General features: G+C 45.2%; 13 protein-coding genes. 11 read left to right on the forward strand and 2 right to left on the reverse strand.

All coding sequences use genetic code 11. The features are described 5' to 3' along the window. Nucleotides 1-89 precede the first annotated feature (89 nt). The 3 genes from AAFN85_RS03475 to mobC all read left to right on the forward strand — a co-directional run bounded on the left by AAFN85_RS03475 (nt 90) and on the right by mobC (nt 3,852). Nucleotides 90-479 (forward strand): plasmid mobilization relaxosome protein MobC, encoded by a 390-nt coding sequence (locus tag AAFN85_RS03475; RefSeq protein ID WP_347525567.1) that lies wholly within the window; start codon nt 90-92, stop codon nt 477-479. Beyond that, nucleotides 467-1,759 carry a relaxase/mobilization nuclease domain-containing protein gene (locus AAFN85_RS03480; protein WP_347525568.1) on the forward strand — a complete coding sequence of 431 codons (1,293 nt, stop codon included), beginning with the start codon at nt 467-469 and terminating at the stop codon, nt 1,757-1,759. Before AAFN85_RS03475 ends, AAFN85_RS03480 begins: the two co-directional genes overlap by 13 nt. 98 nt (nt 1,760-1,857) lie before the next feature. Then, nucleotides 1,858-3,852: a conjugal transfer protein MobC gene (gene mobC / locus AAFN85_RS03485; RefSeq protein WP_347525754.1), complete on the forward strand. Its 1,995-nt coding sequence runs from the start codon at nt 1,858-1,860 to the stop codon at nt 3,850-3,852. An 18-nt stretch (nt 3,853-3,870) separates the two neighbouring features. Here the strand turns inward: mobC and AAFN85_RS03490 are convergent, their stop codons facing one another. Further along, nucleotides 3,871-4,125, reverse strand: coding sequence for a hypothetical protein (locus tag AAFN85_RS03490; RefSeq protein WP_347525569.1), 255 nt, complete (start codon nt 4,123-4,125; stop codon nt 3,871-3,873). A gap of 59 nt (nt 4,126-4,184) precedes the next feature. Between AAFN85_RS03490 and AAFN85_RS03495 the strand changes: the two genes are divergently transcribed. The 8 genes from AAFN85_RS03495 (at nt 4,185) to AAFN85_RS03530 (ending at nt 14,784) form a co-directional block, all read left to right on the forward strand. Continuing rightward, nucleotides 4,185-4,472 (forward strand): hypothetical protein, encoded by a 288-nt coding sequence (locus AAFN85_RS03495; RefSeq protein WP_347525570.1) that lies wholly within the window; start codon nt 4,185-4,187, stop codon nt 4,470-4,472. A gap of 34 nt (nt 4,473-4,506) precedes the next feature. Beyond that, entirely contained in the window at nt 4,507-4,932 is a 426-nt protein-coding gene (vsr, locus tag AAFN85_RS03500; RefSeq protein WP_347525571.1) for a DNA mismatch endonuclease Vsr, read from the forward strand. A gap of 73 nt (nt 4,933-5,005) precedes the next feature. Beyond that, nucleotides 5,006-6,589: a DNA cytosine methyltransferase gene (locus AAFN85_RS03505; RefSeq protein ID WP_347525572.1), complete on the forward strand. Its 1,584-nt coding sequence runs from the start codon at nt 5,006-5,008 to the stop codon at nt 6,587-6,589. A 77-nt stretch (nt 6,590-6,666) separates the two neighbouring features. Continuing rightward, complete coding sequence (locus tag AAFN85_RS03510) at nt 6,667-8,148, forward strand: ATP-binding protein (RefSeq protein WP_347525573.1); 1,482 nt, start codon at nt 6,667-6,669, stop codon at nt 8,146-8,148. Nucleotides 8,149-8,153: 5 nt separating this feature from the next. Then, a complete protein-coding gene (locus AAFN85_RS03515) occupies nt 8,154-11,132 on the forward strand; it encodes a Z1 domain-containing protein (RefSeq protein WP_347525574.1) in 2,979 nt (992 codons plus the stop codon). Continuing rightward, a complete protein-coding gene (locus AAFN85_RS03520; RefSeq protein ID WP_347525575.1) occupies nt 11,132-12,091 on the forward strand; it encodes a PD-(D/E)XK motif protein in 960 nt (319 codons plus the stop codon). The genes AAFN85_RS03515 and AAFN85_RS03520 overlap by 1 nt, the downstream gene beginning before the upstream one ends. Continuing rightward, complete coding sequence (locus AAFN85_RS03525) at nt 12,088-14,445, forward strand: AIPR family protein (protein WP_347525576.1); 2,358 nt, start codon at nt 12,088-12,090, stop codon at nt 14,443-14,445. The genes AAFN85_RS03520 and AAFN85_RS03525 overlap by 4 nt, the downstream gene beginning before the upstream one ends. 87 nt (nt 14,446-14,532) lie before the next feature. Continuing rightward, nucleotides 14,533-14,784, forward strand: a complete 252-nt coding sequence (locus AAFN85_RS03530) for a hypothetical protein (protein WP_347525577.1) — start codon at nt 14,533-14,535, stop codon at nt 14,782-14,784. A 15-nt stretch (nt 14,785-14,799) separates the two neighbouring features. On the opposite strand, the gene AAFN85_RS03535 is transcribed toward AAFN85_RS03530, so the two are convergent. After that, complete coding sequence (locus AAFN85_RS03535) at nt 14,800-16,473, reverse strand: hypothetical protein (RefSeq protein ID WP_347525578.1); 1,674 nt, start codon at nt 16,471-16,473, stop codon at nt 14,800-14,802. Between the last annotated feature and the right edge of the window lie 3 nt (nt 16,474-16,476).

Below are 16,476 nucleotides of genomic sequence, written 5' to 3' on the forward strand. Positions count from 1 at the left end.
ATTGCGCCCCTTCTCCGAAGTCGGGGGCGCTGGGATAACGGTTGTTTTTGCAGCCTTTAGGGCAGGGATATGTTGTGGGAGGATGAGTGATGGCAGAGGAAAATAATGGCCGCAAGCGACGAATTACGCTGCGTTTGACGGCAGAGGAATATGCAGAATTAGAGGATAAATGGAAAAATTCGACGGTGCGCAAGCTGTCGGATTTGGTGCGGCGGCTGATCTTTAGGCGTAAGTTTACGGTCTATACGCGCAATAAATCCATGGATGAGCTGCTGGAAGAACTGGGGCTTTTGCGTCGGGAATTAAATGCCATCGGGGTGAATTTTAACCAGGCTGTGCACCGCTTGAATATGCTAGATCATGCGCCGCAAATGCAGGCCTGGGTCATACGTTTTGAGCAGGATAAGGAGCGCTATTTTGCTGCTGTTTCGGCGATAGAATTGAAGCTGGTTTCACTGAATGAAATATGGTTGCAGTGATCCATCAATCAAAGCATTTGCGCATTGCTTTAAACTATAATGAGCATAAGGTAAAGAATAGTTTGGCGGTCTGTCTGGAGGCGGGTTATTATCCCGTCGGGCCGGAGCATTTGAGCTTTCACCAGAAATTGAGACGGCTGGAATTACTGGCTGAACTGAACCAGCGGACGAAGCATAACTGCCTGCATGTGTCTTTAAATTTTGACCCCACTGAAAAACTTTCGGATGAGCATTTGCGGGAGATCGCAGCAGTCTATTTAGAAAAAATCGGCTTTGCCGGGCAGCCTTATTTGTTATACAAACATGAGGATGCAGGGCACCCGCATCTGCATCTGGTGACCACAAATATCAGGTCAGATGGTAAGGCGATCCGAATGAATTATTTGGGGCGGGATAAGTCAGAACCGGCGCGTAAAGAGATCGAGCAAATGTTTGGTTTGGTGGTGGCCGACAAGCAGCAAAAGCGGCAGGTGTTTCAGGTGAAGCCCGTCAATGCAGCGAAGGTTTTGTATGGTAAAACAGAGACAAAGCAAGCCATTAATAATGTATTAGTAAAAGTGTTGGCGCAGTATAAATACGCCTCGCTGGCAGAACTGAATGCGGTGCTGCGGCAATACAATGTCGTTGCCGACAGGGGTGACGAAAAGTCACGGGTTTTTAAACACGATGGTTTGGTTTACCGGGTGCTGGATGAACAGGGTAACAAGGTTGGCGTGCCGGTGAAGGCGAGTTTGTTTTTTGCAAAACCAACGTTGAAATTTTTAACGCAAAAGTTTGAAGCGAATAAGCTGAATAAAGATGATCCGAAAGCGAAACTGCGGTTAAAAAATGTGATCGATCTGTATTTGTTAAATGGCGCTAAAACATTGGATGGTTTGGTAACGCATTTGAAAACTAAGGGTATTGATATGATTTTGCGGTATAATGATCAGGGTATTTTATATGGGGTGACTTATGTAGATCATTATAGTAAATGTGTGTTTAATGGAAGTGTTTTGGGCAAAGCCTATAGTGCAAATGTCATAAGGGAACGCTGTTTAAACACCGGGGCTGATGAGGGGAAAAAACAAAACGGGCGAATTGCAAAACTGGCGCGGGACGGGCAGGCAATAGGGGGTAAAACGCGTAAAGATCGAACGGAAATTTTGACTGGTATTGGTGCCCATCAGGGGCCGGGTTTGGTGGAAAGCCTGCTCGATACCGATGGCACGGCGGAGATGATGGATTGGGAACTAAAGCGGACAAAGAAGAAGAAAAAGAAAGTGCGGATGTCGATGTGATGTTGGTGAGCGTTGCGCTTGCTGGTGAGATGAAAAATAAAAGTGTTATTGGATTTAATTCTCCTCTTTCGGGGGAGATTAAAGGGGGTGAGGGGTATATGCAAACTGGAGAAAACGATCAGGCGATGCGCAAGATCCTGGACATGACCAGGCTGATCAGTATCGGGATATTATTACTGCATTTTTATGTGGAGTGTTACGGGGCTTTTGTGGAATGGCATTGGGTGTCGGGACTGTCTGACCGGTTGCTGGACAATGTGGTGAAGACCGGCCTGTTTAGCAGCTTCCTGAGGCCGAAGCTGATCTCGCTGGGATTTCTTGCGATTGCGTTAATCGGGGTAAAGGGAAAGAAGGATGAAAAGCAGACCTGGAAGACGGCGGCGCTTTATTTGGCGGTAGGTCTTTCTTTTTTTCTCGCCAGTCAATTGGTGTTGCTGGTGAGGGGAAAAATAGCTTTGGTGGCATCGGCTTATATGGCTGGCTGCGGACTGGGCTTTTTGCTGATGTTGAGCGGTGGTACGATGCTGTCCCGGATCATCCGGGATAAGCTGCAGGGCGACATTTTTAACCGTGACCAGGAGACGTTTCCGCAGGAGGAGCGTCTGTTGGAAAATGAATTTTCGGTTAACCTGCCGACGAAGTATGTGCTGAAAGGCAAGGTGCGGGATGGCTGGATCAACCTGATCAATTTGTTCAGGGCTTTGTTGGTGCTGGGTTCACCGGGTTCGGGTAAGAGTTATTTTATCATCCGGCATGTGATCACGCAGCATATCCGCAAAGGGTTCGCGATGTTCGTCTACGATTTTAAAATGCCGGACTTGGCGGTGATCGCCTATAATACATGGCTGAAGCATAAGGGCGGGTATAGGATACAACCTGAATTCTACTCCATCAATTTTGATGACCTCTCGCGCAGTCATCGTTGTAACCCCTTGGATCCTTCGGCGATGCTGGACCTGACGGATGCGGTGGAATCAGCGCGTACCATATTGCTGGGGCTGAACCGCGAGTGGATCAAGAAGCAGGGCGACTTCTTTGTGGAATCGCCGATCAACTTTCTGACAGCGATCATCTGGTATTTGCGGAAGTATAATGACGGGGAATTTTGCACCTTGCCGCATGTGATCGAATTGATGCAGGCGGATTATGATAGCCTGTTTACACTGCTGGGTACGCAAAAGGAAATTGATGTCCTGATCAATCCTTTTATCAGCGCTTACAAGCGGGATGCGGTGGAGCAACTGGAGGGGCAGATCGCTTCGGCGAAGATCACGATGGCGCGGGTGGCCTCGCCGCAATTGTATTATGTGTTATCCGGCAATGAGTTTACGCTGGATATCAATAATCCTGATGCGCCGAAGATCGTGTGCATGGGCAATAATCCGCAAAAGATACAGATCTATGGGGCAGTGCTATCGCTTTTTACCAACCGCCTGCTGAAGATCATTAATCAAAAGGACAAGTTGAAATGCAGCCTGGTGTTTGATGAATTTCCTACGCTGACCACGGATATCATCCCGACAATCGCGACGGGGAGGTCCAACCTGATCGCCACAACGCTCGGCATTCAGGATGCCAGTCAGCTGCGCAAGGACTACGGGCGCGAGCAGGCAGATGTGATCATGAGTATTGTAGGCAACATGGCGGTTGGCCAGGTATCGGGTGATACGGCCAAATATGTGTCCGAAAAAATCGGGCGCATCATGCAGGACAGGGAAAGTTTATCCATTAATCGCAGCGATACTTCCATCAGCCGTTCAAAGCAACTGGAAGCTGCCGTGCCGGCCTCGCGCATTTCGGCTTTGAGTTCCGGCGAATTCGTAGGGATGGTGGCCGATAACCCGGATTGCAAGATTGAATTGAAAGCTTTTCATGGGGAAATTGTAAACGACCATACCGCACTTAAAAAAGAGATTGATGGTTATGTGGCTTTGCCGGAGGTACGGAAGATCAGCAGCGCTATTGTGGAGCGGAATTATTTGCAGATCAAACAGGATATCAGGGATATTATTGAGCTGGAGATGGAGCGGTTACTGAGTGACCCGGCAATGGCACACCTGATCATTAGAAAAGCTTCTAACTGCGGACAGTAAGCCCAAAGCTGTGAAACATTACAGTTTCCGCAAATCAGCAGGCCGACCGTCTTCGATCTGCCGTATCATAATTTCAATGCCCTCGTCCCTGCTCATCACATTACCCAGTTCTTTGATCGATTGTTCATCACGATAAATTCCGTTATGGTCATTCCAGCAAAGCCAGTCAATAATATCCTCCCTCGACATTGCCGGAATAAAAATCAGCATATTTTCCAGCGGCAGTTCAGCGAAATCAGCAAAACCATAACCCGATTCTTTCCAGAAATTCATACTTAAATATACTGAAAAATCGTTATATTTAAGTATGAATTTCTATTAAATCAAAGGCTATGATCACTGATATTTTAACTACTGCTGATGTGGAGCTTTTTATGAAACAGTTAGTGAATGAAGGTACCAATGCACACCCGGATGAGGACTTCCATAACTATGTAAATATGGAAACGGGATCACCCTGTTATACCCCCGAAGAAGCTGAATTAAGGAACCGGCTTATAGAGCAATGTTTTGATGTTTGTGAAAGTAACGGTCTGGATGTTTACAGCGTAATGCAGGAAACATTCCTGACCGAAACAGGACTTGACCGGTATATTCCCCTCCCGTCCCTGGTGCAGTAGAACATCCTGACCGGTTTTTTGGTTAATAAGATACATGGCGGACGTTCACACAAAAGAAACCAGGAGTTACAATATGTCCCGTATCCGTAATAGGGATACGATGCCTGAAATTCTTGTCAGGAAATTTTTATTTTCCAGAGGTTTTCGCTTTCGTCTGCACGGTAAAAAATTGCCGGGCAAACCGGATATTATTCTTCCTAAATATAAAACCGTTATTTTCATTCATGGCTGTTTCTGGCATGGTCATAATGGTTGCCGGTACTTTGTGGTTCCCAAAACGAGGACAGAATGGTGGCTCAATAAAATCTCGGGGAACCAGACCAGGGACAGGCAGGCCGAAATATTACTGGCAGCCGCGGGATGGCACATCATTACTCTCTGGGAATGCGACCTCAGAAAAAAAGCGGCTGATCACACCCTTGATCAGCTTGAATGTCAGCTGCGTGAACGGCTGATGTAACAATAGCCCCGGACGACGGTTGTTGGTGAAAGCGTTAATATTTCTATCTTAGATTTTTTTTTGGAATATTAAGATGCCTTTCCCGATAATTGATTTGTTTGCAGGCCCGGGAGGCCTGGCTGAGGGGTTCAGTTCGCTGACCGGGAATGACAATGACCGCATATTCAAGATTGAACTTTCGATAGAGAAGGACAGTCACGCGCATCAGACCCTTACCCTTCGTTCTTTTGTACGCCAGTTCCCGTTCCGTGAACTGCCGGATGAATATTACGCTTTTTTAAGACAGGAAATCACCATTGAAGACCTCTATCAGGCATGGCCGGAACAGCACCATAAAGCTATGCGGGAAGCATGGCAGGCCACGCTCGGTGAAACATCCGAAGCGGAAGTAGACCGTAGGATCGCTGAAAAGCTGGACGGAGAAACCAACTGGGTGCTCATTGGCGGACCGCCCTGTCAGGCCTACTCACTTGTGGGCAGATCCCGCGTGGGCGGTATCAGCGAGACCGATCACCGTGTTCACTTATACAAGGAATATCTGCGTATCATCGCACGTCATCAACCCGCCGTATTTGTGATGGAAAACGTTAAAGGGCTGCTTTCGGCAGAGCTTAACGGTGAAAAGATATTCAGCAAGATCATGGCTGACCTGACCACACCGGCTATCGTTTTTCCGGAATATGCGCCACCGGGTTACCGGATATATTCACTGGTAAAAGATAATGTCAGAACGGATGGGGATTATCTGATCCGGTCTGAGGACTACGGAGTACCGCAAAAACGCCACCGGGTTATTTTACTGGGGGTGCGTGAAGATATCGATGTGGTTCCCGGAACCCTTGAACCATCCCGTAAAACGGATCTGAAGTCAGTCATCGGTGCTTTGCCAGCTTTGCGCAGCGGAATTTACAGGGAATTTACCCACACTGAGATCGTCAATACTGAAAAGGGTACAAAAAAGGCGCGTAAATATCAAAACCTTGACGACTCATTTGAAGGCTGGTCAGAACGGATCAGCAGCTACACGGAAGAACTTTTAAGCACTTTTTCAGAGTTGGGCTACAATGCTAAATTTGAACAGACACTCCCTGAAAGTACCGGATCAGATTATCGCCGTACGCCACGGACGATCTCCCAGGCACACCCATTAAGCAGATGGTATTCCGATGAAAAATTAGACGGTGTCCTCCAGCATCAGTCACGGGGGCATCTGACCCAGGACCTGAAGCGTTACCTTTTTGCAGCGCTGTATACGCGGGAGTTCAAAAAGTTCCCGAGAATGGACGACTATCGCAAATTCGGTACAGATCTTATTCCCGATCACGAAAATGCAGAGTCGGGGAAATTCAATGACCGTTTCCGGGTTCAGCTTCCTGACGAACCGGCAACAACGGTGACCAGCCATATTTCAAAGGACGGACATTATTTTATTCATTATGACCCGTCACAATGCCGGAGTCTGACCGTGCGTGAAGCAGCAAGGATACAGACATTTCCGGATAACTACTGGTTTTGCGGAAGCCGGACACAGCAGTTTCATCAGGTGGGTAATGCTGTACCGCCTTATCTCGCATGGCAGATAGCATCGGTTGTACATGAAATACTGGTTCCGGAAAATGCAAGGGAAGTGCGGGAGCCTGTATTGTTCAGATATTAAATAAAAAATATTAATAAGTTTCAGATCATACAAACATTTCATAATATTAACAACCCAAAGCCATTATCATCAGTTCTATGCCGGAAAGTATAGTTTTATCCCCACCCCCAGTATTTTTTATCAAATCCATATCTGAGCAGGGATATTCACTTTCTACCGCGGTTGCGGATTTGGTTGACAATTCTGTCACTGCCGGAGCACGGAGGGTAGAATTGCTGATTAATGCGAATGTGTCGCCACTCCGGCTTTATATCGCCGATGACGGGTGCGGAATGACCGGCGAAGAGCTTACAGCCAACATGCGTTTTCCCAGTGCTGATCTGGATGCCGGACGTGCAGGTAATGATCTCGGAAGGTTCGGGCTCGGTTTGAAAACCGGCTCATTTTCCCAAGCCAGGCGTTTCACCCTTATTTCTGCAAAAGCAGGTGAACCCTATCAGGCGAGAACATGGGATGTGGAATACCTTAAAAAAACGGAAGACTGGACGCTGATTGTTGAAGAGGAAACTGCCACAGAAAAGCTTTTGCAGGATTTCGCAGAAACCAGCACAGACTTTCATGGCCAGAGCGAATCATTTGTGCCTAGGACGATTGTAATATGGGATGACCTTTATAAACTGGAGCGCCTTAAAAAACAGTCGGAGATTAACGACGAACTGGAAGAACTGCGCAGCCATCTCGGACTGGTATTCCACAGGTTTCTCCAGTCAGGCAAGCTCGAAATACGCCTGAATAACTCCCTCGTTGAAGGGTTCGATCCTTTTCCTGTTAACACTACCGGAGTTCAGATCATTTCCGAAGATTACTGGCAGTCCGGTGATACCTATATCCGCTTTCAGGGTATCATACTTCCAAAGCGGGCGGCGACTGAAGCGCGGGAAGATATATCTGTCTGGGCACCGCCCGGCAAAACACTGGAAGACTGTCAGGGTATTTATGTTTACCGGAACGAAAGGCTGATCAGCTATGGCGGCTGGCTGAGAACCATCACACGTACGATATGGCTTCAGTTCGGCCGGCTCAAAATAGATATTACCAATATCAATGACAGTGAGTTTCATCTCAATGTTGCCAAATCATCGCTGAAACTTCCCTTCGGTCTGAAAAGGGCAATGGCAGTGATGATCTCGAATGTTGCCGCACAGGCATTGAAGGAATACCGGGAGAGGCTTGCATCCGGTGTGATCAGAAATACAGTTGCCAAAAAAGGATTATCACTGATCACCCGCGAAAACAGCGCAGCCGGACCTGTACTGCGCATAAGCCATGAATTTGAATTGCTGCGCCAGCTGGAAAGTCAGCTCACCGAAGAACAGAAAGATATTCTGCGGACAGTAACCGGATTGCTGGAAAAAAAGCTGAACCAGGTATGGAAAGGTGATGCGGCAGCTCCTTCCGAAACCGGCGAAGGGCTGGCTGAAGCCGACAGGCAAAAGATCAGCCGCCTGAAAAATTACTATGAAGAGGCAGGATATTCTGCCGAAGAGATCCGGGAATTCCTGCTGGAAAGCTTCGGACAAAATAACGATGTGAAGACTTTTTTAGAAACCTTATTCTGATTTAAATGGCTTGGGAACACTTATCCGATATCATCAAAAGACGTGCTGAGCGTTACAAACGCGAACAGGGCTTCATCACCGTTGAGCAGTTGAACCATCAGATAGATACGCACTTCGCTTCACTTAAAGATAATCCTGATTTCGACTATGAATTTGAGGGAGCAGATGAATCCCGTCTGGCTGAATGGCTCGGGAACATAAAACTGCGCCTGAAATCAGTTATCGTTACCACGAACGACCCTGACAGCGTGATCGATGAAAAAGAGGATTATGACCGCTGGATAGATAAGCGCGAAACAAAAATAGAATGGAATTACTTTAAAAGATATATCCATTATCTGCGGAGCATCGAACGGCCGGTAGACGTAATTCAGAACACGGAGAAAAGTACACATGCCATCATTGAAAGACTGGGTGATCCGAAACGTAAGATTGAACCGCTGCAAAAAGGACTGGTACTTGGTTCGGTTCAGTCCGGCAAGACCGCAAACTTTAACGGTGTTATCAATCGTGCGATTGATGCCGGTTACGATATCATCATCGTTTTCTCAGGTATCATGGAAGATCTGCGGGTTCAGACGCAAAAGCGGATCAATCATGATGTAATCGGCCTTGGAGACAAGGGTGGTCAGTTCAATCAGGATGTTGGTGTCGGGAAAATTCAGAAATTTGGCCGGGACGGGATATATCAGATCACATCAGTTACCACCGGTACTGCGGACTTCCGGAAATCGATGGTTGACAATCATTTCGATTTTACCAATCAGCGATTACTTATTTGCAAGAAGAACGTATCCGTTCTGACCAATCTGATCTTCTGGCTGAAATCATCACTTCCCGAGGGTTCTGCCCGGCTGTCCAAAAGCGTGCTTGTGGTGGATGATGAGGCCGACAACGCATCATTAAATAACCTTGGTTACAAAGGCGCAGAATATGCCAGCAAGGTTAACGGCCATATACGGGCATTGCTCAATCTGTTCAGCAGGCGTTCCTATCTTGGTTATACAGCAACACCTTTTGCCAATATTCTACAGGATCAGCATGGCGAACGCGCGATGGACGGCGCATGGCCCATCAAGTACCGCTATCAGGGTGAAGTACGTGAACTTGATTGTACACTTTCTCCCGGATTGTTCCCGGATAAATTTATTTATAAACTGGCAACGCCATCATCGTACCTTGGTCCGCGTCGTTTCTTTTCAACCGGAAGGGAACAGGAAGGTGATCAGAAAATACCATTGATCGAGACTATTCCCGATTTCCCGGATGATGAAGACCATATTTTCGGAGACGATGAAACGGTGCTGAGGCGATCGTTAACAGATGCGGTAGATTGTTTTATTCTATCCGTGGCGCTTCGGGACAGCAGGAAATCAGTTTTGGAGATACTGCCGGGATATACACCGCATCATACCATGCTGGTGCACATTTCGCGCCTCATTTCCGATCAGAACATTGCTGCCGAACGCTTAACTAAGTATGTTGCTCATCTGGATAAAAAGCTGAAAGACGACAGTATTAAAGACCCGAATGGTATTTACGAAAAGCTGCGCCTGCAATGGAACAAGTTTTTTGCTTTTAAAGTCGCGAATATCCGGTCTTATTTACCTGAGGAATATAATGCAGATGGCCTGATACCGAAAACCTGGGATGATATTTCTGAGTTACTGCCGAATGCCGTTAAAAACATTCAGGTTAAAGCGGTCAACTCGTTCACTAAGGATAAACTGGTTTATCCTGACAGCGAGACCAAAAAATATATCGCCGTAGGTGGCAACCGGCTTTCCAGAGGATTTACGCTGGAAGGGCTGACCATCAACTACTTTCTGCGCGATACCAATCTTTACGATACGTTGCTGCAAATGGGGCGCTGGTTTGGCTATCGACCCGGTTACCTTGATGCCTGCCGTCTGTTCATTGACGCGGCCACTGAAGATAAATATAATTTTATCACTGCTGCCCTTTGTGAACTGGAAGAACAGATAGACAATATGGAGATACAGAAGAAATCTCCGAAGGAATTTGAACTCCGTATCCGAAAGCATCCGGATATATTGCAGATTACCCGTGCAGCTATACTTAAGAATGCCGTTGAGGTCAGATATTCTTTTCAGGATATGGTTCAGCAGTCGGTGCATTTTGACTTTAAGAAAGATGGCCTTCAGAATGCCTGGGACGGATTTAAAAAACTGTTTAAGGAAACTCCTTTTTCAACCGTTGAGGACGATGGCTTTTATACCTATGATGGAAGTAAAGACGACTTGTTCCGTTTCCTTGATCTGCCCTCGGTATTTTTAGATAAATCTTTCCTGAAAGACGACATGATGCATTACATTGATATGTGTGCCGAAGGTGGAATGCTGACGAACTGGAAGATCGCTGTAAGGCGTACCGGAACGGGCCGGAGCTTTTCTGATGATGGGATTGAAATAACCAATCTTACCAGAAGAAGTGCGCCAAAAAAAGAAGAATCACTTTACTACAGTGAGCTTAAAAACAAACTCCTGTTTACCGCATCTGGTAAATCCATGAACATTATGACTTCCGGATCAGACGAATCACTGGGCTTAGGTAATGAGGCATGCGAAAAAGCAATTGATGAGTTCCGGGCACATAAAAAGAAAAAATTAATTGCGAGCGGAAAAAGCGAGGCGGAAGCTGAAGATACTTCACAAAAGATTACCATACCCGGCTGGATCTTCAGGAAGATAAGGCCTGAAAATCAGGGCCTGCTGCTTATTTACCTGATGGATCTCAGGTATGTATTTAACAATGATGAACTGAGAGCGGTTGCTGTCGCTAAGGGGATAGATATTAATATACCGCTGATCGGCTATGCTTTGAGCTTCCCCGAAATTGATAATGATCCGGGCGCTGTATACATGGCCAATGAGTACATCCGTCCTGAAGAACCGGAGATCAGGAATGAAGACAATGAGATCCCGGAAGATATTAACGATACAGAGGTAAACGATATTAACTGATGAAACTGCAATGGGATATATTACTAAACGATGATTCCCGCTTTCCCCGTCTGCTCTTTTTCGGAGAGTTTGCGGATGAGCGGTTTCGTTATGGCATCGATGCGCAGATGCACTACTGCCTGTACTTTTACTTTGGTCCGCCAGCCGGAAACATTCCTGTTGAGCCGCAGCTACGGGCAAATATTTCGCTGGAAGAGACAATTGATGAGGGCAAACCGGTATTGGTACTGACCCTGCTGAATGATAATGCCCGCGAAAAGTTCAGCGACCTTATCGTCAGTATTGTTGAACAGACCAGAAACGTTCAGCCGGCATCGGCTAAAAAAGCTTTTGTGTCTCTTTGCAATGAATGGTTTGAACTTTTTGAGCCGCTTTCCGGCCAGCTTTCATTACCGGCTTTGCAGGGGATATTTGCAGAGCTCCACTTCCTGAAAGCGTTGCTTGATTATTCCAGACATACCCCCAATGATATTCTTTCGGCCTGGAAAGGGCCGTATGGAAAAGGTCATGATTTTGAGATCGGTGATAATCATTTTGAAATAAAAAGCATTGCAGAATTTAAGCAACTGGTTAATATATCCAGTGAATATCAGCTTGACTATCTGGACGGCCAGCAATTATTACTGGGTGTATCTGAATTTGGTGAAGTAACTGAGGAAGCCATAACACTCAGTGAGATTATCGGCAATATTGCTGCTTTACTCCGTGCGGTTACCGGTTCAAAGCTGCACGTTTTGTGGACTGCTTTATCGAAAGCCGGCATCGATTATCAAAGCATCCAGCAGTATGATCATCATAATTTTCTGATAAAGCATACGTCGTGGTTCAATTGTACAGCAGAAGGTTTTCCCTCAATAAAAAGAACCGACCTGCCCGATGCGGTACGGTCAGTAAAATATGATCTCGCGCTCAATAATATACAGGAATTTGCCATCTCAGATATATCGCCGTTTATATGACCTTAAATGAACTAACCTCCTTTTTTGGAACGCTGCTGAACAATATCACATCGGAAGATAATAATGTAAACCGCCGTGGGCTGCTGACTTATGTATTACCTGCCCTCAACCTGGCGAGGCTTACCGATTCAGAAGAGATCAATGAGTCTTACTTTTTAAGAAATGGTGAAAATGCGGAAGTAGACGGTTACCAGATCAATGAATCCGGTGAGCGTTTACAGCTATTTCTTTCAAACCTTATACTTCCGGGTGCCGAACGGCAGGTCGCCCGCAAGGATTATTATGACCAGCTTTTTTCGCGTCCCAGAAACTTTTTTACAAAAGCTGTTAAAAAACAGCTTTCTGATGTTCAGGCAGGTGATCCGGCGGCGATACTGATCCGTTCACTGGAAACGGCAGATTTTCAGGAACAAATAGACGTGGTGGAGATATTTCTGATCTCCAATACGATCTCTATTGAAACACGGGGATCACAGTCAGCGAAGAATTTCGCCTTTACGGACGATGAAATAACGGTAAGCTATACTAGAAACAAGGAAAGAAAAACAAAGAAGATCAGGATCATTTATCAGCTGATCGACCTTAATAAAATATACAATTATGAGATCAGCGAGGGAACTGCCGAACCGATTGTTATCAATTTCGATCCGCCGCTGCCTGCCATACAGGCCGCTGATGACGAGGGCGTGTTCAAATCATATTTAGCGGTTTTGCCAGCCACCTTACTGGTAAAATTATATCACAGTTACAGTTCCCGGTTACTGGAGCGAAACGTGCGCTCGTTTTTGCAGTTCAAGGGGGTCAATAAACAGTTAAAGGATACCATAGACAGCGAACCGGAAAAGTTCATTGCCTACAACAACGGGCTCACCATTACAGCTACCGCATCGGAGATAAGCCAAGCGGGGGGTATAGCCACTATAAGCTCACTGACGGACTTCCAGATCGTTAACGGCGGTCAAACCACTGCATCGATCTATTTCACCAATAAGGACGGCATCGATGTATCCAAGGTCAATGTTACCGCCAAGATCAATATTGTTAATGCCGATGACCGGGATAGTTTGGATGAACTCATCTCAAAAATATCCCAGTACTCGAACTCACAAAATAAGGTATCAAGCGTAGACCTGAAATCACGCAGTCCGCATCTGGTTAAGATCAAAAAACTTTCTGAAAGCATTACAGATCCGTCAGGTACCAAATGGTTTTTTGAACGTATCCGAGGCGACTTCAACACCCTGCTCAGGATTTACCCAAATCAGAAGACACAGATCGAACGTAACTACCCAAAGCAAAAGAGGCTTAGCAAGGAACAGGTTGCCAAATATTATGTGGCCTGGGGAACCAGTCCGTATCTGGTACGTAAAGGGGGCGAAAAAGTGTTCCGGGATTTTATGGACTTCATTCAGCTTGATCATAATGAAAAACCATTGAACCCGGAAAATCTGGGCAGGGCATTTTATGAGGACCTGATCGCCAAAGCAATTATGTTTAAAGATTTTGAGCAGATCTATGGAGCAGGCGAAGGCGCAATTGGTCAGATCCGTTCTTCGGTGGTGCCGTATGCATTATCGCTGCTCTATAAGATGACACTGATTAAAAAGCACAATTACTTTGACCTTGGTGCGATATGGGTAACGCAGGGGCTGCCTGAAGATCTGAAATCCTTTTCACGGAAACTGCTTGAATCTGTACAGGTATGGTTGAAAACCTACAGCAAGAGTGATGACCTTGGGGAATATGCCAAAAAAGAAGATCTGTGGAATGATGTACTGAAAAGCCCGGAGTTCGCAGCCTTTGAGAGATTGCCTGAAACAAAAGCGATCATTTCCAGATATCAGCTGAGCGAAGCCGATTTTAAAAAACGCTACGCCTCTGTCGAAACCTTTGATTTTTCGCTGATCAACGAGAACTGCCGCATACACTCCAACGGGGCCAAATTCTATACTTCATTTAAGCTGAAATTCAGCGATATGCTGACGGCAAATGAACTCCGGAAAATTGAAGAACTGGTTCAGAAGATACAGGTTAAGCATAATCTTTCTGAAGAACTTGCAGAGTTCGAGAACGCCATCATCAGAAAAATGCAGGCGGCAGACCCTGAGTGGTTTCTTGATTTCAAAATAGAAAATGCTAATCTGATCAACACTATCGGTCAGATCACCAATATTTATAATAAGAACCTAAGCCGTTACAAGGAAGCATTCGAGGCGCAAACGGTAAAAGCTATAAAGAAAGGTGCTCCGGAATATAAGGCCAATGCCTGGAAAAACATTGGAACGCTGATCAGCAGGGATGAAGATCCGTTAATGACAGATATTTATAAGATTACGGAAATGGCAGCTGAATAGTAATCTGGGCTTAATTAAAAGTTATGGTTGCCACAGTTGTCACTTATAGTCTGCCAGTTTCGTAAGATAAAAGGCATAAATTTGATCATGAAGGATTTAATACATGCAGGTCAGATTTGTGAGGTTGAAGACAGGGACCCTTCCGATGTTTTCTTAATTACACAAAGCGATATTATCGCGTCCGGGGATAATGACGTTGAGGCAGTTCGGCTACGCGACCTGCAACGTAATCTTTCTGATCCATCAGCGGTAATTCGTGTCCGTATCCCATTTACCTCTTTGAAAATAATTGCCAATGATCTGGAGGCTTATATTGAAAGCTGGAACAAAGACCGTTGATTCATTAAGAAGGATCTAATTTGCTGAGGTGGCAGATTTAATCTCTATTATTCTGTCAGAAAGATCGAATTCGTATTTTTCGTCAGTTTCTGGTTCCTTACTTTCTGAAATTTTTTCTGTTAAAATCTGATATAATTGCTTGAGTTCATTTGGACAATCGACAGGCAATCTTGATGCCGAATTAAGCAGCCGGTACCAACTGGTCCACGCGGCGCGTTTATCATTTTCGTATCCGCTGAAATTTGCCGCATTCCTGTTTACAACAAATAAAAGTGCTTTATTTATAGTGACAGTGTTATCAAGGCCTAAGCTGGCCAATATAAGTTTGGAATCATTGTCATTTAGCCATTGTATAACCTTCTCAATCCATTCAATTGTTTTGGGATAGAAATTCTTGATGCGGCTATACCTTTCCTTCATGGACTTACCAAATGGATCCTGCCACTTAAGCTGGAAAATCGCGAGCGTGCCGGATTCAGGATGTAGTACAGCCGCATCAATATCGGTGTGGACATTTTTTATTTTGATTACTACACTCTTGTGAACTGTTACATATCGGGGGGAGTTAAAGAGCATGTAAAGTTCATCCCGAAAATATTTCTCTCTATCGTTAACCGCATTAAAGTAATCTTTCGGATAAGCTCGCTTAAGTTCGTTATTCATGAAATAATAAGGATTGCCTTCGCATCCAAAGGCTGACTGAATTAACGAATCCCCCCCGATTTGAATAAATGGTGGAGCAGGGCTAACCTCCCGATTGACATGATAATCCCTGTTTTCAGGAAATAGTGTTAAACTGTCCACAAGAGCAGCAACAGTCTCAGGAGACTGATTTAAAAAGGCAGCTGCATTACTTATGGAATCGGTTCGGGAGCGAAATAGTGAGATGATATCCAAAATATTTGTTGCAGGATTCTTCTTGATCAACTGCCCGCAAAAATCCTTATGTTTGATAGATACAGCCATTGTAAGTTCAGCAAAATCACGAAAAGCAGCATATGGTATTCCATTGAATTTACTATCCGGTGGAAATAAATCCTGATTAAGCATTGAAGCTGACCTGTAATAAGCCAGTTTCTGATAATATTCATCAATTACAGGGTCATCGTAGAGATAAGATATCATATGACCCAGCCAAGGTTGGACTATTTGAAAGAGTTTTTGCCTTACAGGCTCGTATTTATTGAGGAGGAGGTCAAGATTAGGCTTCGAAAAACCATTATTTATCAATTGTTTATACCAATTAGCAGCTTGCCTGTCCACCTGTTCGATATCAACATCACCCGCCCGGTATTGAAAGCAGAATTTTCGCGCCTCAGCTTCGTAGGACAGATGAACTATACCAGCCTTAACATATATTTGGTAGCGCTCGGTCAGTGCTATTTTTCCGCAATGCACAATAAATGCGTTAGCCCAGTTCCATATTGTTTCATTTGTAGGCGTTGTAATCCATCCAGGGGTTTCTATTGCCGGGCCAATTAAAAAATTTAGCGCTTTGGTATAACCCAGTTCGTATAATGTTGAATTATTATCTTCATTCCCTTTATAATGCTGGCTGTAAAATACGTCCATTGTACGAACTACAATTTGAATCATCGCCTTTACAGTGTATATATCTTCAGGAATAGATTGCCTGACCTTCTCATTTTCGCTTTTAAGAAAGTTTTCTAATTCAACAAAATCGTTCATTAT

The organism is Mucilaginibacter sp. CAU 1740 (assembly GCF_039839285.1).
Lineage (GTDB): Bacteria > Bacteroidota > Bacteroidia > Sphingobacteriales > Sphingobacteriaceae > Mucilaginibacter.